This window comes from Solibaculum intestinale (genome assembly GCF_040096205.1).
Lineage (GTDB): Bacteria > Bacillota > Clostridia > Oscillospirales > Acutalibacteraceae > Solibaculum_A > Solibaculum_A intestinale.
Genome location: NZ_JBBMFD010000017.1, coordinates 26,979 through 46,984, shown reverse-complemented (window position 1 = coordinate 46,984; position 20,006 = coordinate 26,979). Strand labels below are relative to the sequence as shown.

Below are 20,006 nucleotides of genomic sequence, written 5' to 3'. Positions count from 1 at the left end.
TTCTTGCAAATGCATACTACGTGTATTATCATAGTAAATATCAAAAGGTTTTGCAACCCGCTTTCAACAAAAGGAGGTTTCGATGATGGAAGAAATTCTGAAATTTCTGGGGAACAATGCCACCTTTTTCCTGGCCACCGAGGAAGGGGACCAACCCCGGGTGCGCCCCTTCGGCTTTGCCATGGAGTTTGAGGGCAAGCTATACCTGTGCACGGGCAACCAGAAGCTGGTATACGCCCAGCTCCAGAGAAATCCGAAGGTGGAAGCCTGCGCCATGGCGGCAAGCGGCGAATGGCTGCGCCTGAGCGGCAGAGCCGTGTTTGATGACAATTCAGAGGCCAAAAGAAAGGCATTCGAGCTGCTGCCCAGCCTGAAAGACATTTACGGCAGCCCCGACGGACCCACGTTCGAGGTGTTCTACCTGACCGATGTAGCCGCTACCGTTTACTCCTTTACCGCTCCCCCGAAGGAACTGCTGCTGTAAACGGTTTCGCATGGGCCGAAGCCCTCTGGAATTTTAAGGATGCGCTTATGGCTTTTTGCCGTTTCAAAGCATTTTTCCGCTAAGAGCCGCTTGTCAGCGCATAAAAAAGCCCCGGGCAAATGGCAGAGGAGCATAAAGAAGTATTGTAAAAATACTGACCCATGCCAAGTGAACGGGAAATAAGAAAACTCTATGTGAATGGACGAACCATTTGCATAGAGTTTTTCTTTTGCTTATTTCACATTTCAGCGTCCGCAGGACGCGCAGCCGTCATCGAATGGGGACGATCTTGGGGGGGTTGGGGGTTATCCCTCAACAAGTATTTTGGCCGGTGCAATCCGGCCAAAATCGCAAACATGTATATGTTTGCATTGCTTGCCAATCTGTGAAAACAGTCTATGAATATAACTGAATTTCTAATTGTTTTGAAGCAATACTCGGACTGCTTGCGGCGTTTCTCCAAATCTCTGCTGAAAGATATGGTAGAAATTTGATACTCCATGATAGCCAACTGCTTTTGCAATATCGCCAGTGGACATATCGCTTTTTTCAAGAAGTTCCAGAGCAAGTTCCATCCGCAATGCCCGAATGTATTCCCCAATGCTTTTGCCTTCTGTAAGCTGAAATGCTTTTTGGAGCTTGTTTTTGTTAAGAGCAACGCTTTTGCTAAGTTCAAGAATTGTGGGAACACTGCCGATGTTTTCTTTAATCAATCGCTTTGCCTGTAAAACGGCTGCAATTTCATCTTCACTTAGGTAAACAGGCGAAGCCGAAGTATATCGCTGCATCAAATCCAGCAGATAACTCGCAGCAGTCAATCCCTGTCCACGCATCCAAAGCTGAAATGCGTCTCCTGCAAGTGGGCAATTTTCAATACGCCGATAGACAGATAACAACTCCGGCGAATGAATCTCATTGCAGGTTAGAGATTGTTTAGCATCCTCCCAAAAGTTGTCATAAAGAGACACGTTATTTTCTCGAAAAAAAGATTCCTGAAAATACATTCCCCGAAACCGGAGCCGCTGCCCACCGGATATTTTCATAAAAAGAGGAACCGGAGAATTAAATACGTAACAGTCTATGCCGTTGCGGGATTTTCTCATTTCGGATTTTCGGTTATAACTAATCATTTGTCCTTCTTCCGTAAAGCCGATTCCTATATATCTCTGTTGGATTTGCGAACGGAACACTATATCCTTTGGAAATATAACGTCAACAGAAGCAACACAAAAACCATGCAAATCTCCCCAAAACCGGACGTAGGAAGTCTTATCGAAAAAAGTAAACAAAGTGCAGTTCCCAATTTCTTTTTGTTCGGCTCCCAGAGAACCATAAAACAGCAATGTCTCGTCTATATTATGAATTGTAATCATAGTAATCACCTCTATACGGAAATGGCACATCCTTTTCTGTTTTGGCACGATTTTTGGTTAGCAAAAACTAACTATCGAGATAAAGTATATCAAGAAAACCGCTTAAAATCAAGGGGTTTCCGAACAGCATAGGATAATAGCGTTGTGTTTTAGGCACTGTAATGCCGCTTGACGGAAAGCAGTAAGTGTTGCATAATGTCCGTTGGTTAGCTTGCGCTAACCAACGATAATCACTTGTCTTTCCGAACAGCAAATCTGAAAGGCAGAGAAAGGAGAACTATGAAAGAGACAAAGAAAAACGCTGTCCTGCGGGTATTCCAAACCGCGCGATGCAGTTCTGCCCGATATATCATTGGCGTAGCCTGTTCCTCTGCCAGCATATTGCTGTCGGGCGTTCCATTCTATACGATCTACCAAATCGTCCGTATCTTTCTGGAAGCGTCCTTAAACAATACGGCTGTAGACGTGTCTGCTGCATGGCTGTGGGCGGGAATTACGCTGGCAAGTATTGCCGTTGGCATAGTGCTTTCAATTATCGGCAGTTTTGTTTGCCATTCCTGTGCCTTTCATGCGCTTTATGACCTGCGTATGAGAATATTGAATCACATGGGCAGATTAAATCTGGGCTTTTTCACAGGAGGGCAATCCGGTGCGGTACAAAAGACCATGAATGATAACATCGAGAAAATGGAAAATATTATCGCCCACGATGTATCGAACCTCATAGGAGCCGGTCTTTTGCTGGTTTCGCTGTCGGCGCTGCTGTTTTCCATCAATGTACCGCTTGCTTTGACGATTGTTGCCGCATTGGTGCTCGCGTTTATCATTCAGTTTTCGGCTTTTGGAGGGAAGCGCGGGCAGAAGATTTGGACGGATCTCAACCGTTCTTCCACAGAATTGGACGCGGCATTTTCAGAGTATGTGTCCGGGATGGAGGAAGAAAAAATCTTTGGAAAGCCGGAGGCCGCAGCTTTACGGCTAACCAATCTGATAGAGAAAAATCGGAAAAGCCTGATGGCCTATCTAAAGCGGGTCACACCTATTTACGGAGCCTACAAAACCATCACGCTCTCTGTGCTGGCTTTTATTTTAGCAACAGGATGTGTCCTGCTGTATCTGAATCCCGGGAATCACAATTTAATGATGGAGCTGTTGATGTTTCTGATTGTCGGCCCGGCAGTTATCAGTCCACTGATGGAGCTGGTGGAGTTTGGCGCAGACCTGCGGAATCTGGCTGTGCGGATGGATCAAATCGAGGACGTGATGAAGATAGAGCCGGTAGCGGAAGGCGCGTGCGATACCCCGCCGGTTTCTGCGGAGCTTACGTTTCAGGATGTGAGTTTTTCCTACCAAAAAGCGGCTGATCCTCTGCGGCGCATGGCGCTGGAGCATGTCACAATGCACATCCCGGCTGGTTCTTTTGCGGCTTTAGTCGGACCGTCGGGAGGTGGAAAATCCACAGCCGGACAACTGCTGGCAAGATTTTGGGATGTGGAAAGCGGCAGCATTTCCATTGGCGGAAAGGATATACGGGACTATTCCACCAAGGCGCTTATGGATACCATCGCCTTTGTATTCCAAGACACTTACATATTTGCAGAAAGCGTTTATGACAACATTGCCATGCATCAAAATGTAACTCGAGAAGCAGTTGAGCGTGCGGCAAAAGCTGCGCGTTGCCACGATTTCATCCAAGAATTGCCGGAAGGCTATCAAACAAGATTAGGTGATGGTGGGCATACATTATCCGGCGGCGAAGCACAGCGCATTGCCATTGCAAGGGCGATTCTGAAAAATGCCCCGATTGTTGTTCTGGATGAAGCGATGGCTTTCGCGGACGCGGAAAACGAACTGGCGCTGCGGGAAGGTATGGCGGAATTGCTGAAAGGGAAAACCGTCCTGATGATCGCGCACCGCCTCTACTCCATTCAAGACGCAGACATCATCTTCGTTTTGGAAGGCGGAAAGTTGAAAGAACAAGGGACGCACCAAGAGCTGCTGCAAAAGCATGGTCTTTATGCCCATTTATGGTCCATTCAGAATGAGACGGAAAACTGGCGGATGAAAGGAGGCGCAGCACATGTTTAAGATGATCCGGAAATTCACCTTTCATAAACCAAAAGAAATCATTCAGCCTACCGTGTGGCTGTTCCTTTCACAGGCGTGCAGTATGCTTCCGGCTGTTCTGGCATATATGGCGATCTATACGCTGGGGCAGGCTTTTGTACCGCCATACACATTGGATTTGCAGCTTCTTATAACACTGGCGGCCATAGGTTTAGGGTATCTTCTGCTTCAATACGCAGTAGAACTTGTTTCCTACTACTTCACCTATGGGCGCGCTTACAGCGATACGGCAAAAAAACGTGTGGCATATATTCAAAAGCTGCGCCGCCAGCCGTTGGGATTCTTTTCATCCAAAGAATCAGGGGAACTGATCAGCTCCTTTGCCAATGATTTTTCAAATGTGGAATACACGCTCTGCTACTGGCTGCCCTATCCCATTGGTGTGGGAGGGCTTTTGGTGATTTCCATTGTATGGATAGGCATTTACGACTGGCGTATGGGGATTGCCATGTTCGGTATGCTGCCAATCTGCGCGGCAATTATGTTCGGGATTGCCCGAGTCAAAGAAAAACACAGCAGGCAGGTCATGGCTGCAAAAACCCATGCGGCTACGCAAATCAATGAATATCTTCATGGTATGAAAGACCTGAAGGCATATCATCGTACAGGAGACGGATTTCATGCTTTGGAAACGGCCATGCGGAAATTGCGGGATGAATCGCTGAAAGAAGAAGCAGTTGCAGGCAGCTTGTCCACCTTGTGTTCTTCTTTGGTAAAGTTCATTGTCCCCATTACGGCTGCGGTTGGGCTTTATCTGCTGATCGGCGGCACACTGTCTGTTTTGGATTTTGCAGGCTTTCTCGTTTTAGCGACTAAACTGGTAGAAGCGGAGTTGATGATTGTCACCAGCATATCCGCGCTGCGCGGGATGCTTCCTTCCGGCGAGCGGTTAGACAAGGTGATGGCAACAGACGAACCGACGGGGAAAGAACAGATAGAAACCGGAAATTCATACTCCTTTGAGAATGTTTCTTTTCACTACGCAAAGGGACAAGAGATTATCCAAGGTGTTTCCTTTGATACGCCTTCCGGTTTGCTGACTGCATTGGTAGGACCATCAGGAAGCGGAAAATCCACCCTGCTTCGCCTGATGGCGCGGTTTTGGGATTATCAGGCCGGGCATATCTGGATGAATGGCAAAGACATTCGTGAAGTTCAAACGGACAGTCTGCTTTCCAACATTTCTATGGTCATGCAGAACGCCTATTTATTCCGTGGAACCATTCGGGATAATCTTTGTTTTGGCAATGAGAGCATTACGGAAGAACAGATGATAAAGGCGTGTAAGCAAGCCCGCTGCCATGATTTTATCTCTGCCCTGCCGGAAGGATATGACACGGTTATTGGCGAAGGAGGCGCAACGCTCTCCGGTGGTGAGCGCCAGAGGATTTCCCTTGCCAGAGCGTTTCTAAAAGACGTACCCATCCTTCTGCTGGACGAACCAACCGCCTCTTTAGACGCGGATAATGAGGCCATGGTGCAGAAAGCGCTGGATGAGATTTCCAAAGAGCGCACAGTCATTATGATTGCGCACCGGTTAAAAACCGTACGCAGCGCCGATCAAATCCTCGTATTGCAGGATGGGAAAATCATAGAGAAAGGAACCCATAACCAGCTTGCCGGGCAAAAAGGATTATATGCCCGTCTGTGGGGGCTGCAAAGCCAAGCTGGAGATTATACATTCAAACAATCTTAGGAGGTTTTCAAATGAAAGAAAAGGTATTAGGTCTGAAAGAATTTGTCATTGTCCTGCTGCTGGCCTGCGTGGAAACAGCCATCGCGCTTGTAACAGCTATGCCGTTTGCAGCCAATTTACAGCTCGTCTACTTTCTTGCTCCCGGCCTTGCAGGTTTGATTAACGGTATCATCTACGTCCTGCTTGTAAAGAAGTGCCCGAAAATCGGCACGCAGTTTATCATACCGATGGTTTACGGCCTGTATTTCCTTTTTACCGGCAGCGTCTATGTGTTCGTGTTCTTCGCAATCCTTGCTGTTGTAAACGAACTGATTATGCTGGGCGGCGGGTACCAGAGCAAAATCCGTCCTGCCATCCCTCATGCGCTTACATGGATGCTCAATGGAATGGGCAGCACGCTAACCATGCTGCTGTTCCGCGATAGTTTGGTGCAAAGCTATGTGGCTATGGGCATGGACGCCGCCAGTGCGGACGCGGCTATCGCATCTTTGGAAGGATTCTGGCTGGCCCCGCAGAACATTGCCATCGCCTTGGTTGCAGCCGCAGCTTTGTCCATTGCCGGATATGCGTTGGGCATGAAAATGCTGGGCAAACATTTTAAACCTGCCGGAGTTGCGTAATGGAAAAACGAAAGCAGAGCTATTTCCGGCCAGACCCACGCACATGGTTGCTGCTCTGCCTGCTGGGGATTGCCTCGATCCTGTTGGTTCACTCTGAAATCGGAGGATTATGCCTGTTCCTGGGGTGCCTGCTGATCCATTTGCTGACAGGAAAGGCGAATAAGATCCTGCCTTATATGCTGTATTACCTTGTATTTTATGGGATAGGCTGGGCAGGTGTGAGGCTGCTGGACAGCAATGTGGCCTTTTCGGTGAGTTCCATGCTGTCCAGTATTGGAATTGTCGGGAGGAAAATATTGATTCCCTTGTCCTTTGCCACCGCCCTTGCCGGAGAAGCTACCGGCTCTCTGATGGCGGCTTTGCAGGCCATGCGTTTCCCAAAGGCTGTCGGGATAGCGGCCTCGGTAGTTTTACGATTTTTCCCAACGATCTCCGGGGAATACCGGGCCATCCGTTCTTCCCAGCGGTTTCGGGGAATTGGGGTAGGCGTGGTTCACACGCTTACCCATCTTCCTTCTACAGTGGAATATATTTTAATTCCACTGATTTTAAGAACGACAAAGGTGGCAGAAGAACTATCCGCGTCTATGACGGTGCGCGGCGTGCGTTTTTCCGGTGAAACTATCAGCTACCGCCCCATCCATTTTAGCTGGAAGGACGGCGCTCTTTGTATATTTATGACGGTGATTGCCGGTGCGGTTTTTGTGCTGGAGAAAGGAGGGGTTTTGTGATCGAATTAAAGAATATCTCCTTCTCCTATGCGAACAACTGTGAGAACAGTGGGCTGCGCCGCATTGATTTGACGGTTAAGAAAGGCGAACTGATTATTCTGGCGGGTAAAAGCGGCTGTGGCAAAACAACTTTGACGAGGGTTCTCAACGGGCTTTGTCCGCAGTTTTATCCGGGAAACCTTACAGGCAGCTATTCCCTTAATGGGCAGGACGCACTGAAAATGCCTATCCATCAGTTAGGCACAATGGTTGGCAGCGTATTCCAAGACCCGCGCAGTCAGTTTTTTACCACTAATACGACCGATGAAATTGCGCTGGGCATGGAGAATATTCCATTGGAGCGCGCTGTTATGCAGGAACGGGTAAAGGCAGTATGCACACAGATGAATATTGACCGGCTGCTCGACCGGAGAATATTTCCGCTGTCCAGCGGAGAAAAGCAGCTTATTGCGATTGCGTCCATCTGTGCTATGGAACCCAAAGTGATCGTGATGGACGAGCCTTCCGCAAATCTGGACAGCGATGCTATGGTGCGGCTGGGCACATTGCTCTACCGGCTGAAAGCAGCCGGGCATACCATTATCCTTTCAGAACACCGTTTTCACTATGTACGGGATTCCTTTGACCGGCTTGTTTTTATGGAAAATGGTGCAATTTCTGCTATTTATGATCATAATGAAGCGTTGCGGTTGAAAAGAGAGCAGCTTGCAGGCATGGGGCTGCGTCCCTTTGAGGCACCGGCTTTTCAGGTGGGCGGCGCGTTTTTGTCAAAGCCGGAGGATACCTTGCAGGTGTCTGAAATCTCCTGTATGCTGGACAGCCGCCAAATTTTAGAGGAAGTTTCTTTCTCAGCCAGAAGCGGGAAGATCCTTGCTATTGCAGGGCCAAATGGCGCGGGAAAGTCTACTCTGTGCCGGACGATCACTGGCTTATACCGGGCGATGGGAACGGTGCAGATTGACGGGGAATATCTGAAACGGAAACGGCGCACAAACCATTCATTTTTTGTGCAGCAGGATTCCGATTACCAGCTCTATGCCCCTACGGTTTTGGAGGAGTTTTGGATTGGGAAAAAAGAAACACCCGCCCTAAAAGAGGCTGCTTTAGCGAGATTGAGTGAAATGGGACTTGATGCTTTTCAAAACCGGCATCCAGCCTCGTTATCTGGCGGACAAAAACAACGGTTACTTTTGGCGATTGCGGCAGCCAGCAACAGAAGCCTCCTTGTATTCGATGAACCGACAAGCGGGTTGGATGGCTGCAATATGCGATTGACAGTAAGGCTTTTCAAACAACTTGCACAGGAAGGGAAATGTATTCTTCTGATTACGCATGACATGGATTTGATTGCCGAAGCCGCCGACTGCGTAATCTATCTTGAGCAGGGCAAAGTGCGCTATCATCGCAATGTGCTGCGGAAAATGTAGGAAAAAGGAGGTGTGCCAATGGGTTTGACATCAGCAATGGAGGATTATCTGGAGGCTGTCTTTATGCTCCAGAAACAAAAAGGCTATGTTCGGTGTGTGGATGTCGCAGAACAATTAGGGGTAAAAAAGCCTTCCGTAAGCCGGGCAGTCAAGGAGCTTTCTAAATCCGGCCATCTTGTTAAAAATGCCAACGGCACACTCTCCCTGACAGAAGTAGGATTGCAGCTTGCCGAGCAGATTTACGAAAAGCATCGTTTTTTTACAGAACGGCTCATAGCGGCAGGCGTAGACCCCATAATAGCAGAACAAGACGCTTGCAGTATTGAACATGCGATCAGCGCGGAGTCTTTTCAAAAATTAAAGGAAGCATTGGATGAAGGTTAGGTGGTGGTGACATGGGAAATTAGCTGTACTTGATTTGGAGGAAACCGGCAGACAAATAGGCGAAAAATTGTTTGCCCTGCTTACTGTAGATCAAAAAAAGGAGCTGACACAGTTTGTCCTCGAGCGTGAAACAAGTAGTGTCAATTCGGCTGACAACCTATATCTCCCCATCTTTCGAGGCAGATATTCTTTCCCCAAAAAGGTGAACCACCCCTTAACAGAAGTACGATCTGGAGATTTGTACTTCTGCTTAGAACAGAGACTTGTTACAATCCGGGAGCAGCCGATAGAACTGACAGTCAAGGAATTTGAAATCTTCTCCCTGCTTATCTTAAATCCGAAGCGGGTATTCACCTATGAGATGCTGATAGATTTAGTGTGGGAAGAAGATTACGCCTATTACTCCCGTAAGGCGGTCAACAATCATGTGAGCAACCTGCGAAAAATGCTCATGTGTCATAAAGAAACACACAAGAGATTGATAGACAGCAGCCTACTATTCCGTAAATTTTGTTTCAGGACTTTCTTTTTCAATGCCGATATGCTATAATATTTCTATTCCAAGTAAGGAGTTAAAAATATGCGGCAAGGTATTCTTAATTAACTATAATCAAATAGTGGGAACAAAGAATTGTAACCGTCCCTTGCAAGGGGCTTAGTTTTTTGTACCCTTTTTAAGAATACTTTTGCCTTATATATTTGACATATCAAAAGAGCGACCGCTGCTTGCAGTGCGTTGTATGTATGTGTATGTCTATTCGCTATATCCCCAGCGGTAAAAGTATTTTGCTGCTGGGGATTTTTATGCCCTTTGGGGGCTGAATGGAGGACAAACACATGAAAATAATCAATATCGGCATTCTTGCTCATGTAGACGCAGGAAAAACGACTTTGACAGAAAGCCTGCTCTATACCAGCGGAGCCGTTCCGGAATTAGGGAGTGTAGATAAGGGAACAACGCGGACAGACACCATGCTGTTGGAACGCCAGCGTGGGATTACCATTCAAACGGCCGTCACTTCTTTCGGCTGGAAGAATTATAAGATCAATATTGTCGATACCCCCGGCCATATGGACTTTTTGGCGGAAGTATATCGCTCACTTGCTGTTCTTGACGGAGCAATTTTAGTAGTTTCCGCAAAGGACGGCGTGCAGGCACAAACACGGGTACTGTTCCATGCGCTCCAGAAAATGAAAATCCCAACGATTATTTTTGTAAATAAGATAGACCAGGAGGGCATTGACTTACAGAGCGTTTATCAAAATATCAGAGAAAAACTTTCTGATGATGTCATGGTTATGCAAGATGTTTCGCTCACTCCGGAAGTGTCTCTGACAGACATTGAGGATATAGAAAAATGGGATTCTATTATTGCTGGAAATGATGAACTTTTGGAAAAATATATTGCGGGGGAACCTTTGAAAATACAAGATTTACAGAGGGAGAAATGCAGAAGAATGCAAAACGGTTCCCTGTTTCCTATTTATCATGGGAGTGCAAAGAACAATATCGGAACTGAAAAGCTGATTGAAGTGATTGCAGAAACATTTACTTCTGGTGCGGACAACGATCAATCCGAGCTATGCGGAAGCGTTTTTAAAATCGAGTACACAGACCAGAAAAAGCGGCTCGTTTATTTGCGGTTATACAGCGGGACACTTCATTTACGGGATACGATTCTCCTGCCCCAAAATCAAAAACTAAAAATCACAGAAATGAGGATTCCGTCAAACGGAGAGATTATACCGGCGGACACAGCCTGTTGCGGAGAAATTGTTATTTTGACCAATGACACTCTGAAGCTGAATGATACTCTCGGAAATGTAGAACTTTTGCCGCGCAAGGCATGGGAAAAAAATCCGATTCCTTTGCTTCGGACGACGGTGGAGCCGCAAAATCAGGAACAAAGAGACCTCCTGCTGAATGCCCTGACGGAAATTGCAGATACAGATCCGCTGTTGCATTACTATGTGGATACGATAACGCATGAAATCATCATTTCTTTTTTAGGAAAAGTCCAGTTAGAGGTTGTATGCTCTCTGTTAGTAGAGCGATACCATGTGAACATAAATGTGAAAGAACCTACGGTCATTTATCTGGAAAGGCCATTAAAAACAGCCAGTTACACGATTCATATTGAAGTGCCGCCGAATCCGTTTTGGGCATCCATTGGCTTAACTGTAACGCCACTTCCTGCCGGAAGTGGAACCCGGTTTAAAAGCAAAGTATCTCTCGGCTATTTAAACCAAAGTTTTCAAAATGCCGTTATGGAAGGGGTGCGTTATGGAATGGAGCAAGGCTTATACGGTTGGGAAGTGACAGATTGTGAAATTTGTTTTGACTATGGAGTTTATTACAGTCCAGTTAGTACCCCCGCAGATTTTCGTTCCCTTGCTCCTATCGTGTTAGAACAGGCATTGAAAAGAGCAGGAACACAATTATTGGAACCATACCTTTCCTTTACCCTTTTTGCACCGCAGGAATATATTTCACGGGCTTATAATGACGCACCGAAGTATTGTGCAGTGATTGAATCAACCTTGCTTAAAAATGATGAAGTTATTTTTACGGGAGAAATCCCCGCCCGCTGCATCGGCGAATATAGGAATGATTTAAATTTTTATACAAATGGGAGAAGCGTCTGCCTTACCGAATTAAAAGGGTACCAAGAAATTTCCGGGGAGCCTGTATTGCAGCCACGCCGTCCTAACAGCCGTTTAGATAAGGTTCGGCATATGTTTCAGAAAATAACGTAATATTTTGTGCGTTATCACGGATAAAAATCTTTGAATATAAGGAGAGTCTATGTTAGTTTTGTTTTCAAGTCGGTTTTGTGTAAACTTATATTGAGCAAACGGCCTTTATTTATAACCCGACTAATTTTGTATGCTAATGTCGAGCATATCTTTCTAAATTGTGATATTCATATTCGGAAGGAGGGGCAATGTGTTAAAGAAATTGAATGACGCGATGGACTATATTGAAGCGCACCTGGAGGACGAGTTTTTACTTGAGAAGATTTCTGAGCATATAAATGTTTCAGATTATCATTTTAGAAAAATATTTTTTGCGCTTACCAATATGACGCTGAATGAGTATGTAAAAAACAGACGACTTTCAGAAGCTAACAAAGAATTGTTGCAGGGGGCGCAGGTAACAGATGTCGCTTATCAATATGGGTATCAATCCGTAGACGGATTTACACGTGCCTTTAAAAAATGGAGCGGTATCTTACCGTCACAAGTCGCAAAGTTGAAACAATGTAAATCATGCCAAAAGTTACAATTTGTTGTAACTATGAAGGGAGGAACTTTAATGGAATATAAAATTGTTGAAAAACCTGCTTTTACGTTTGCAGGTGTAAGTAAACGAGTGCCGTTACAATATGAGGGAGTAAACAACGCTATTTTGGAACTGGCACAAAGCATAACACAGGAACAGAAAGAAGAAATGCACCGGTTGCAAAACATTGAGCCATATGAAACTGTAAATGTTTCCTATGAATCAGATACGAACTTTCTTGAAGAAGCTGGTGAATTAACGCATTTAATTGGAGTTTTAACAACTAAAAATGACATTAGCAGTAATCTGGACACATTTCCTGTTAAAGCTCATACGTGGGCAGTTTTTCCAAATGAAGGAATCTTCCCGTTTACTTTGCAGGATACAATGGCAAGAATCTACTCCGAATGGTTTATGACGGCAGATTATGAACTGGCAGAGCCGTTTTCTTTCTCTTTTACAAAAATGGACGACAAAAAGCCCAACTACGCATACAGTGAAATTTGGATTCCAGTAACAAAAAAAGAATAAGCAATTACACTCAAATAGGAAAGCCAGCCGAGCCAGCGGGCAGTCAAGATAAACGGCGCATATGCGCCGCTGTTGACAGCCCCGCCCGCCTTTGCTGGTAGGCAATCAAGGGGCGACAGCAAGGGGTGCTGCCGCCCTCTGATATTATAAATGAAACCCGTCAACCATACAACGCCCTATGTGGGAGAAAGGGGGAATCATCTATGCCTTGCACAGAAGCATACAAAGAACACATCATGTACACGTTCAATGGCTTTGCAAGACCGTCATACACTATGCGGCTATCAACGCATGGCGTGACAGGAGCAGACGGCGGCAAAAAGAAATATCCCTTGAATACCTCACAGAAGAAAAGTTTTACCCTTTAGGCACAACAGACGAATATTTTGAAGCACCCCATGAAGAACACCCTATAACGATATGCGGTCAGGCAGTTATCCTCACCAATGGAAAACTTGCCGCCGTCCTGTTATCCCTGCCACAGAAAAACCGGGAAATCATTTTCCCTTATTTTTTCAAAAATGGGCTTACAATGGGTGAAAAATTCGAAAACCAAAGTATGATGAGGCAGGTATTGAAATGAAAGTTGTTTCTATATTAAATAAAAATAATGATTACCAGAGATTTGAAGTATTGAAGCATAATCGAAATAAAAGATATAAATATAATCAATTTATTGTTGAAGGCGTAAGAAGTTTAAATGAAGCGGTTAAAAATAACTGGAAGATTATTTCTTTTATTTATGACAAGAATAATCTGTCAGGCTGGGCAAAACATATGATAGAAACAGTAAAAACAGAAGTCAATTATACTCTTACGGCACAGTTGCTAAAGGAATTAAGTGGAAAAGAAGAAACTTCTGAATTATTGGCTATTATTGAAATGAGGGAAGACAGGTTAGAAAATGTTGCGTTATCTTCCAATCCATTTATTGTGTTATTTGACAGGCCCTCTAATAAAGGAAATTTAGGTACGATGATACGTTCATGTGATGCGTTGGGAGTAGATATGTTGATAATTACTGGACATGCGGTTGATTTGTATGAGCCTGATGTAATTGTTTCGGCGATGGGTTCTTTTTTCAATCTTCCGGTGATTCGAATCATTCACAATGAGGATTTATATAAATTCGTTGAAAGCCTTAGAATAAAATACCCTGGCTTTAAGATCATAGGCACAACAGCCCACCACGAAAAGCCTATCTATCATGAGGACTTGAAAACCCCGGTTATGTTAATGATGGGAAATGAAACCATGGGATTAAATAAGGCATTTAAGGAATATTGTGATGTTTTATGTACGATTCCTATGGCTGAAGATTCCTATGCCAGTTCTTTCAATGTCAGTTGTGCTGCATCTATAATGATGTATGAAATAGTAAGACAACGAATGAATTAGACAGCATAACCCTTTTGAGAGTGAGCCAGAGAAAAGGGAGGAGCAGGCGTTCTACCTCAAAAGTCTGCAAATAAAAAAAGAATAAGCAATTACACTCAAATGGCAAAGCCAGCCGAGCCAGTCAACAGTCAAGATGAACGGCGCATATGCGCCGCCGTTGACAGCCCCGCCCGCCTTTGCAGATAGGCAATCAAGGGGCGACAGCAAGGAGTGCTGCCGCCCCGCACTATTATTCAGAGAGGGGGAATTTCCATGACCGAAGATGAAGCCTACAAAGTGCATATCCAGTACACATTCAATGCCTTTTGCAAGATTGTCATTCGTCACGCAGCCATAGATATAATCTTAAAGCTGCGCCGGAGGTGGGAACGGGAAGTTTCTCTTGACTATCTGATGAATGAGAAGTTTGTCCAGCTTGCCGAACCGGAGCAGCTTGAAGAATATCTTTTTACCGCCTGCGGCCAGACCGCCGTTCTGTACCATGCGGAACTTGCCGCCGCCCTTGCCCTCTTGCCGGAGCAGACACAGGAAGAGATTTTCCGTTACTATTTCCTGCGCCAGCCGCAGCGAGTGATCGGCGTACATATTGGCCGGACACGCAGCACAGCGGGGCGGCATATCCAGCTTGCCTTGCAGCGGCTACGGCGGCTCATGGAGGGAAAAGACCATGAGTAAACTTCTCCCCTATGAAACAATCGTCAAAGCCCATGAGGGCGACCCGGACGCAATCGACACCGTCCTTTCCCACTATGCCGGATATATCCGCTACTTTTCCAAAGTACACGGTCAGGTTAACGCCGAGGTTGAGGAATATGTGAAGCAGCAGCTAATCTCCGCACTATTCAAGTTTCGCTTTGACCGATAAGCCCCAAAACTGAATACCAGCCGCCCACCAGCGGCCAGTGAAAGCAGTAAGTCTGAAAAAGATTTGCTGCTTTTTTTGTTGTCCATTTGGCAAAATCGCAAAGTCACCCGTAGTAGGTAGGTGAAGCCAGAAAAAGCTGCCTGCTCCGTTTGGCAAATTTCAAAACGCAGTGTTGTAGGGAGTGAAAGGAAAAATTCTCTGCCCCGTAGGTTGCCAAAATCCTGTTTCCCGGATTACTAAGGCAAAAGAAAATTTGAAAAATCCCCGGACAGCGGGTAGCTGGCGGCCTTTTGAATGTATCTTTGGCGAAAGAAAAAAAAGACCGCGCACAGCGGGCTGAAAGCCCCGCCCCGTTCGCTCTATGTACGGAAAAGCCCGGACAGGGGCAGTCTGCGGCTTACTAAGAGCAAGTTTCTACCACGGTGCCAAAATCCGCAATTCTGCGGTTTTGCCCCTCGCGGGAAACTTGTTGGGGAGTGCCTTCCCCAAACCCTGCTATACGCCCTTACGGGCGAAAAAGCTGAAAACAGTTTTTGTTATTTTCCAAAAAGTTGCCCAATGGGAGGTATAGAGGGATTTTTCTGCCGAAATGCAAAAAAAAGTTTTTGTAATTTCCCGAAAAGTTAAGCAATGGGAGGAGTGAGAGGAAATTTTCTCCGCCCAAAATCCGAAAAAAGTCAGCAATAAGAATAGTGAGAGGAGGTTTTCAGCCTATGCGAAAGAAATACAACACGCCCCACCGCAGCCGCGTTGTGAAAACCCGGCTGTCCGAAGATGAATACGCCGACTTCACAGCGCGGCTTGCGCCCTATGGTATCAGCCAGTCGGAATTTCTCCGGCAGGCGATACGGCGCACGACCATACGCCCCGTTGTCCATGTATCGGCGGTCAATGATGAACTGCTCTCCGCTGTCGGGAAGCTGGCCGCCGAGTACGGCAGGATCGGCGGCAACCTCAATCAGATTGCCCGGTATCTGAACGAGTACGGCTCACCCTACAATGCGCTGTCCGGCGAGGTACGCGCCGCCATAGCCGACCTTGCCGCCCTCAAGTATGAAGTCCTCAAGAAAGTAGGTGACGCAGTTGGCAACACTCAAGCATATCAACTCTAAAAACGCCGACTACGGAGCCGCCGAACAATATCTTCTCTTTGAGCATGACGAGTTTACCATGAAGCCCGTCCTTGATGAAACCGGCAGGCTTATCCCCCGCGAGGACTACCGGCTGTCAACGCTGAACTGCGGCGGGGAGGATTTTGCCGTTGCCTGTATGCGGGCAAATCTCCGCTATGGGAAGAACCAGCGGCGGGAAGATGTGAAAAGCCACCACTATATCATCAGCTTTGACCCACGGGACGGGCCGGACAACGGCTTGACCGTAGACCGGGCGCAGGCATTGGGCGAGAAGTTTTGCGCCGAGCATTTCCCCGGCCACCAAGCCCTTGTATGCACCCACCCGGACGGCCACAACCACAGCGGCAATATCCATGTGCATATCGTCATTAACAGCCTGCGGATAGAGGAAGTACCGTTCCTGCCCTACATGGACAGGCCAGCCGACACGAAAGCCGGCTGCAAGCACCGCTGTACCGACGCTGCCTTGCGCTACTTCAAATCCGAAGTCATGGAGATGTGCCACCGGGAGGGGCTTTACCAAATCGACCTCTTGAACGGCAGCAAGAACCGCGTGACCGACCGGGAGTATTGGGCGCAGAAAAAGGGACAGGCTGCGCTGGACAAGCAGAACGCCCCCATGATTGCAGGCGGTATCACGCCCCGGCAGACCAAGTTTGAAACGAACAAGGAGAAGCTGCGGCAGACCATACGGAAAGCCCTTGCCACCGCCGCCAGCTTTGACGAATTTTCCTCTCTGCTGCTGCGGGAGGGCGTGACCGTCAAGGAGAGCCGGGGGCGGCTTTCCTACCTCACGCCGGACAGGACAAAGCCAATTACCGCCCGGAAGCTGGGCGACGACTTTGACCGCACCGCTGTCCTTTCCGTTTTGGAGCAGAACGCCGCCAGAGCCACAGAAAAGGCCGCAGCCATACTCGAATACCCCCGGCATGGGAACACAAAAGCCCCACAAACCGCCCCGAAGCAGGACGGTGTGCAGCGGCTTGTGGACATTGAGCAGAAAATGGCCGAGGGCAAAGGCCGGGGCTATGAACGCTGGGCGACCATGCACAACCTCAAACAAATGGCCGCGACGCTGAATGTGTATCAGGAATACGGCTTTACTTCCCCGGAGCAGTTAGAAGCCGCCGTTGATACCGCCTATCAGGAAATGCGCCAGACCAGCGGCGAACTGAAAGCACTGGAAACGAAGCTACAAGGGAAAAAGGAGTTGCAGCAACAGGTACTTGCCTATGCCAAGACCAAGCCCACCCGCGACGGGCTGAAAGCGCAGAAATCCGAGAAAGCCCGCGCCGCCTACCGGCAGGCAAACGAGAGCGATTTTATCATAGCCGAAGCCGCCGCCCGGTATTTCAAGGCGCATGGCATCACCAAGCTGCCCGCCCGGAAAGCGTTGCAGGCCGAGATCGAGCAGCTTATCTCCGAGAAAGACGGCCTGTATAACACCTACCACGAACAGAAACAGCGGTTCAAGGAGTTGCAGACCGTCAAGCGGAACATCGACCAGATTTTGCGCCGGGAGGAACCCCACCGCAGAAAGGAGCAGAGCCATGAGCGATAACCTGCCCCGCATGGACTACCGCCAGCACCGGCGGGCGCGGCGGCTGGTACATGAGTGCTGTAACTACGACGAGGGAAACTGCCTGCTGTTAGACGACGGGGAGCCTTGCGTGTGCGTCCAAAGCATTTCCCTTTCCCTCATGTGCCGCTGGTTCCGTGTGGCTGTCCTGCCCCTTGACGGGGAACTGGCCGCAGCCCTCTTGTACCGGGGGAGCCGGAAACGGTGTGAGGTCTGCGGGGCGGCATTTGTCCCCAAATCCAACCGGGGAAAATACTGCCCCGACTGCGCCGGACGCATGAAGAAACTCAAAGCCGCCGAGAGAAAGCGGAAACAAAGGCAGAAATGTCACGCTTTAGAGCCTTTCAAACCCGCATGAATCAAGGTTTTTTTCGTGAGTGTCAAAGGGTACGCGATACATTTATCCTTTTCCCCCGGAAACGCCGTTCTAAGGCGTGACAAAACACCACAATCAACCCGAACACAGGGAGGTGATACTATCGCTGATTATATCATGGCAGACACGCCGCTGCCTATCTATCTGCCCTACCCCCGTTTCCTGCTGAAAATGGAGATTTCCCAGACCGCCAAGCTGCTGTATTCGCTGCTGTTAGACCGTTCCACACTCTCCCAGAAGAACAAGTGGCAGGACGACGAGGGCAGGATATATATTATCTATCCAATCGCGGAGATAGCCGAAATACTGGATAAGGGCAGCACCACCATAAAGGGGGCGCTTAATGAACTGGACATGGCGGGGCTGCTGGAACGGGAACGGGGCGGCTTCTCCGCACCGAACCGGCTTTATGTCAAAGTGCCGCGAGTGCCACAGGTACAGTTTTCCGACCAACTGATGGCCGGAAATCCGACCCTCATAGAGCCGGAAAACCGTCCTACTGATGGTCAGAAAACCGACCTTATGATGGTCGGAAAACCGTCCCCTAACCAAACTACTATAAACAACCTTACAGAGAGCCAAACAAAGGGAGTGAGTGGGGAGCCGCCCGCGCCCTATGGCCGATACCAGAATATTTTTCTGTCGCAGACCGAATACGACGAGTTGCAGGCAGAGTACCCCGACAGGCTGGAACGGTTCATCGAGGAAATGAGCCGCTACCTTGCCGCCAACGGGAAAAGCTACCAGAACTATGCCGCCGCCCTGCGGATATGGGCGGGGAACGACAAAAAGAAAGCCCCGAAAAAGGGCATACCAGACTACTCATGCAAGGAGGGCGAGAGTTTATGAAGAACGAAATCAACGCTGTTTTGGAGAATATGACGACCACCGCCCCGGAGCCGGAGGACTACACCGGCGAGGACGGTTTACTGTACTGCGGCAAGTGCCGCAAGCCGAAAGAAGCCTATTTTGCGCCGGATAAGGCCGCTATCTTTGGCCGTGACCGTCACCCGGCAGAGTGCGACTGCCAGAGAACCGCCCGCGAGGAACGGGAGGCCGCCGAGAAGCGGCGCAGGCACCTTGACACCGTGGAAGAACTGAAACGCCGGGGCTTTACCGACCCCACCATGCGGGACTGGACTTTTGAGAACGACAACGGCAGGAACCCGCAGGCCGGGATTGCCCGCCGGTATGTGGAGCATTGGGCGGATATGCGAGCCGACAATATCGGCTGCCTGTTCTGGGGCGGCGTGGGAACCGGGAAAAGCTATCTTGCGGGCTGTATCGCAAACGCCCTCATGGAGAAAGAAATCCCCGTCCACATGACGAACTTTGCCCTTATCCTCAACGACCTTGCCGCCAGCTTTGAGAACCGCAACGAGTACATTTCCCGCCTTTGCCGCTATCCGCTGCTTATCATTGACGACTTCGGCATGGAGCGCGGGACGGAATACGGGCTGGAACAGGTTTTCAATGTGATTGACAGCCGTTACCGCAGCAGCAAGCCGCTGATCGTCACGACCAACCTCACGCTGGACGACCTGCGGAACCCGGAGGACACCGCCCATTCCCGGATTTATGACCGCCTGCTTTCCATGTGCGTCCCGGTACGCTTTACCGGCGACAACTTCCGGCAGGAAGCCGCGCAGCGGAAAATGGAGAGCATGAAGAAACTGATTACCGACTGAAAGGAGTATTGCCTATGGCAGATAACAAGCAGCCCGACACCCGCACCACCCGCCGCCCCGACTGCGTGACGGAAATCCGCATGGGCAATTCCGTCCTTGTCGTGTCCGGCTATTTCAAGAAAGACACTACCACCACCGCCGCCGACAAAATGGCGCGGGTACTGGAAGCGGAAGCCGCTGCTACACAAAAACCGGCAATTTGACAAATCATAAAGAAGCAGATTTTACACTTTTGCCGCTATACAGCCCGCCCTATTCCGTGGTACAATGAAACCACGGAATAGTGGGGCTGGCTGTCGGAAACGGAGGAT

General features: G+C 48.3%; 21 protein-coding genes. 20 read left to right on the top strand and 1 reads right to left on the bottom strand.

Translation table 11 applies throughout. From position 1 onward, the window contains the following. Window positions 1-82: 82 nt before the first annotated feature. The gene (locus WMO26_RS09735; RefSeq protein WP_349219987.1) at window positions 83-484 is read left to right on the top strand and encodes a pyridoxamine 5'-phosphate oxidase family protein; all 402 of its coding nucleotides are present in this window, start codon (window positions 83-85) and stop codon (window positions 482-484) included. Between the two features lie 416 nt (window positions 485-900). Here WMO26_RS09735 and WMO26_RS09730 read toward each other — a convergent pair whose 3' ends face one another. Further along, the gene (locus WMO26_RS09730) at window positions 901-1,857 is read right to left on the bottom strand and encodes a helix-turn-helix transcriptional regulator (protein ID WP_349219986.1); all 957 of its coding nucleotides are present in this window, start codon (window positions 1,855-1,857) and stop codon (window positions 901-903) included. A gap of 279 nt (window positions 1,858-2,136) precedes the next feature. Here WMO26_RS09730 and WMO26_RS09725 point away from each other — a divergent pair, with 279 nt between their 5' ends. From WMO26_RS09725 to WMO26_RS09635, 19 genes are all read left to right on the top strand, one after another. Then, window positions 2,137-3,945 (top strand): ABC transporter ATP-binding protein, encoded by a 1,809-nt coding sequence (locus tag WMO26_RS09725; RefSeq protein WP_349219985.1) that lies wholly within the window; start codon window positions 2,137-2,139, stop codon window positions 3,943-3,945. Next, entirely contained in the window at window positions 3,938-5,680 is a 1,743-nt protein-coding gene (locus WMO26_RS09720; protein WP_349219984.1) for an ABC transporter ATP-binding protein, read from the top strand. The genes WMO26_RS09725 and WMO26_RS09720 overlap by 8 nt, the downstream gene beginning before the upstream one ends. Window positions 5,681-5,691: 11 nt before the next feature. After that, window positions 5,692-6,300, top strand: coding sequence for an MptD family putative ECF transporter S component (locus WMO26_RS09715; RefSeq protein WP_349219983.1), 609 nt, complete (start codon window positions 5,692-5,694; stop codon window positions 6,298-6,300). Next, window positions 6,300-7,031, top strand: coding sequence for an energy-coupling factor transporter transmembrane component T family protein (locus WMO26_RS09710; protein WP_349219981.1), 732 nt, complete (start codon window positions 6,300-6,302; stop codon window positions 7,029-7,031). The genes WMO26_RS09715 and WMO26_RS09710 overlap by 1 nt, the downstream gene beginning before the upstream one ends. Further along, a complete protein-coding gene (locus WMO26_RS09705) occupies window positions 7,028-8,458 on the top strand; it encodes an ABC transporter ATP-binding protein (RefSeq protein WP_349219980.1) in 1,431 nt (476 codons plus the stop codon). Before WMO26_RS09710 ends, WMO26_RS09705 begins: the two co-directional genes overlap by 4 nt. 18 nt (window positions 8,459-8,476) lie before the next feature. After that, window positions 8,477-8,842, top strand: coding sequence for a metal-dependent transcriptional regulator (locus WMO26_RS09700; protein ID WP_349219978.1), 366 nt, complete (start codon window positions 8,477-8,479; stop codon window positions 8,840-8,842). 34 nt (window positions 8,843-8,876) lie between these two features. Next, on the top strand, window positions 8,877-9,392 hold the full coding sequence (locus WMO26_RS09695; protein WP_349219977.1) for a winged helix-turn-helix domain-containing protein: 516 nt from the start codon (window positions 8,877-8,879) through the stop codon (window positions 9,390-9,392). 287 nt (window positions 9,393-9,679) lie between these two features. Next, a complete protein-coding gene (gene tet, locus WMO26_RS09690; protein ID WP_070087585.1) occupies window positions 9,680-11,599 on the top strand; it encodes a TetM/TetW/TetO/TetS family tetracycline resistance ribosomal protection protein in 1,920 nt (639 codons plus the stop codon). A gap of 190 nt (window positions 11,600-11,789) precedes the next feature. Beyond that, window positions 11,790-12,656 (top strand): AraC family transcriptional regulator, encoded by an 867-nt coding sequence (locus tag WMO26_RS09685; RefSeq protein WP_070087584.1) that lies wholly within the window; start codon window positions 11,790-11,792, stop codon window positions 12,654-12,656. A 208-nt stretch (window positions 12,657-12,864) separates the two neighbouring features. Further along, complete coding sequence (locus tag WMO26_RS09680; RefSeq protein WP_204245260.1) at window positions 12,865-13,239, top strand: sigma-70 family RNA polymerase sigma factor; 375 nt, start codon at window positions 12,865-12,867, stop codon at window positions 13,237-13,239. Further along, entirely contained in the window at window positions 13,236-14,054 is an 819-nt protein-coding gene (locus WMO26_RS09675; protein ID WP_070087583.1) for a TrmH family RNA methyltransferase, read from the top strand. The genes WMO26_RS09680 and WMO26_RS09675 overlap by 4 nt, the downstream gene beginning before the upstream one ends. 252 nt (window positions 14,055-14,306) lie before the next feature. Beyond that, window positions 14,307-14,729: an RNA polymerase sigma factor gene (locus WMO26_RS09670; protein WP_070087582.1), complete on the top strand. Its 423-nt coding sequence runs from the start codon at window positions 14,307-14,309 to the stop codon at window positions 14,727-14,729. Further along, window positions 14,722-14,919 (top strand): helix-turn-helix domain-containing protein, encoded by a 198-nt coding sequence (locus WMO26_RS09665; RefSeq protein WP_070087581.1) that lies wholly within the window; start codon window positions 14,722-14,724, stop codon window positions 14,917-14,919. The genes WMO26_RS09670 and WMO26_RS09665 overlap by 8 nt, the downstream gene beginning before the upstream one ends. Window positions 14,920-15,632: 713 nt before the next feature. Further along, a complete protein-coding gene (locus WMO26_RS09660) occupies window positions 15,633-16,031 on the top strand; it encodes a plasmid mobilization protein (RefSeq protein WP_070087580.1) in 399 nt (132 codons plus the stop codon). Next, window positions 16,003-17,613: a relaxase/mobilization nuclease domain-containing protein gene (locus WMO26_RS09655; RefSeq protein WP_070087579.1), complete on the top strand. Its 1,611-nt coding sequence runs from the start codon at window positions 16,003-16,005 to the stop codon at window positions 17,611-17,613. The genes WMO26_RS09660 and WMO26_RS09655 overlap by 29 nt, the downstream gene beginning before the upstream one ends. After that, window positions 17,603-17,989 carry a cysteine-rich VLP domain-containing protein gene (locus tag WMO26_RS09650; RefSeq protein WP_070087578.1) on the top strand — a complete coding sequence of 129 codons (387 nt, stop codon included), beginning with the start codon at window positions 17,603-17,605 and terminating at the stop codon, window positions 17,987-17,989. Before WMO26_RS09655 ends, WMO26_RS09650 begins: the two co-directional genes overlap by 11 nt. A gap of 135 nt (window positions 17,990-18,124) precedes the next feature. Next, window positions 18,125-18,856 carry a replication initiator protein A gene (locus WMO26_RS09645; RefSeq protein ID WP_207720632.1) on the top strand — a complete coding sequence of 244 codons (732 nt, stop codon included), beginning with the start codon at window positions 18,125-18,127 and terminating at the stop codon, window positions 18,854-18,856. Further along, window positions 18,853-19,695 carry an ATP-binding protein gene (locus WMO26_RS09640; protein WP_070087577.1) on the top strand — a complete coding sequence of 281 codons (843 nt, stop codon included), beginning with the start codon at window positions 18,853-18,855 and terminating at the stop codon, window positions 19,693-19,695. Before WMO26_RS09645 ends, WMO26_RS09640 begins: the two co-directional genes overlap by 4 nt. 14 nt (window positions 19,696-19,709) lie before the next feature. Beyond that, window positions 19,710-19,898 (top strand): transposon-encoded TnpW family protein, encoded by a 189-nt coding sequence (locus WMO26_RS09635; protein ID WP_070087576.1) that lies wholly within the window; start codon window positions 19,710-19,712, stop codon window positions 19,896-19,898. Window positions 19,899-20,006 lie beyond the last annotated feature (108 nt).

Coding starts and splice junctions, on each gene's coding strand:
- WMO26_RS09720 (WP_349219984.1), top strand. CDS start 3,938: ATGTTTAAGATGATCCGGAAATTCACCTTTCATAAACCAAAAGAAATC.
- WMO26_RS09665 (WP_070087581.1), top strand. CDS start 14,722: ATGAGTAAACTTCTCCCCTATGAAACAATCGTCAAAGCCCATGAGGGC.
- tet (WP_070087585.1), top strand. CDS start 9,680: ATGAAAATAATCAATATCGGCATTCTTGCTCATGTAGACGCAGGAAAA.
- WMO26_RS09660 (WP_070087580.1), top strand. CDS start 15,633: ATGCGAAAGAAATACAACACGCCCCACCGCAGCCGCGTTGTGAAAACC.
- WMO26_RS09675 (WP_070087583.1), top strand. CDS start 13,236: ATGAAAGTTGTTTCTATATTAAATAAAAATAATGATTACCAGAGATTT.
- WMO26_RS09670 (WP_070087582.1), top strand. CDS start 14,307: ATGACCGAAGATGAAGCCTACAAAGTGCATATCCAGTACACATTCAAT.
- WMO26_RS09710 (WP_349219981.1), top strand. CDS start 6,300: ATGGAAAAACGAAAGCAGAGCTATTTCCGGCCAGACCCACGCACATGG.
- WMO26_RS09725 (WP_349219985.1), top strand. CDS start 2,137: ATGAAAGAGACAAAGAAAAACGCTGTCCTGCGGGTATTCCAAACCGCG.
- WMO26_RS09700 (WP_349219978.1), top strand. CDS start 8,477: ATGGGTTTGACATCAGCAATGGAGGATTATCTGGAGGCTGTCTTTATG.
- WMO26_RS09650 (WP_070087578.1), top strand. CDS start 17,603: ATGAGCGATAACCTGCCCCGCATGGACTACCGCCAGCACCGGCGGGCG.
- WMO26_RS09645 (WP_207720632.1), top strand. CDS start 18,125: ATGGCAGACACGCCGCTGCCTATCTATCTGCCCTACCCCCGTTTCCTG.
- WMO26_RS09640 (WP_070087577.1), top strand. CDS start 18,853: ATGAAGAACGAAATCAACGCTGTTTTGGAGAATATGACGACCACCGCC.
- WMO26_RS09635 (WP_070087576.1), top strand. CDS start 19,710: ATGGCAGATAACAAGCAGCCCGACACCCGCACCACCCGCCGCCCCGAC.
- WMO26_RS09735 (WP_349219987.1), top strand. CDS start 83: ATGATGGAAGAAATTCTGAAATTTCTGGGGAACAATGCCACCTTTTTC.
- WMO26_RS09730 (WP_349219986.1), bottom strand. CDS start 1,857: ATGATTACAATTCATAATATAGACGAGACATTGCTGTTTTATGGTTCT.
- WMO26_RS09715 (WP_349219983.1), top strand. CDS start 5,692: ATGAAAGAAAAGGTATTAGGTCTGAAAGAATTTGTCATTGTCCTGCTG.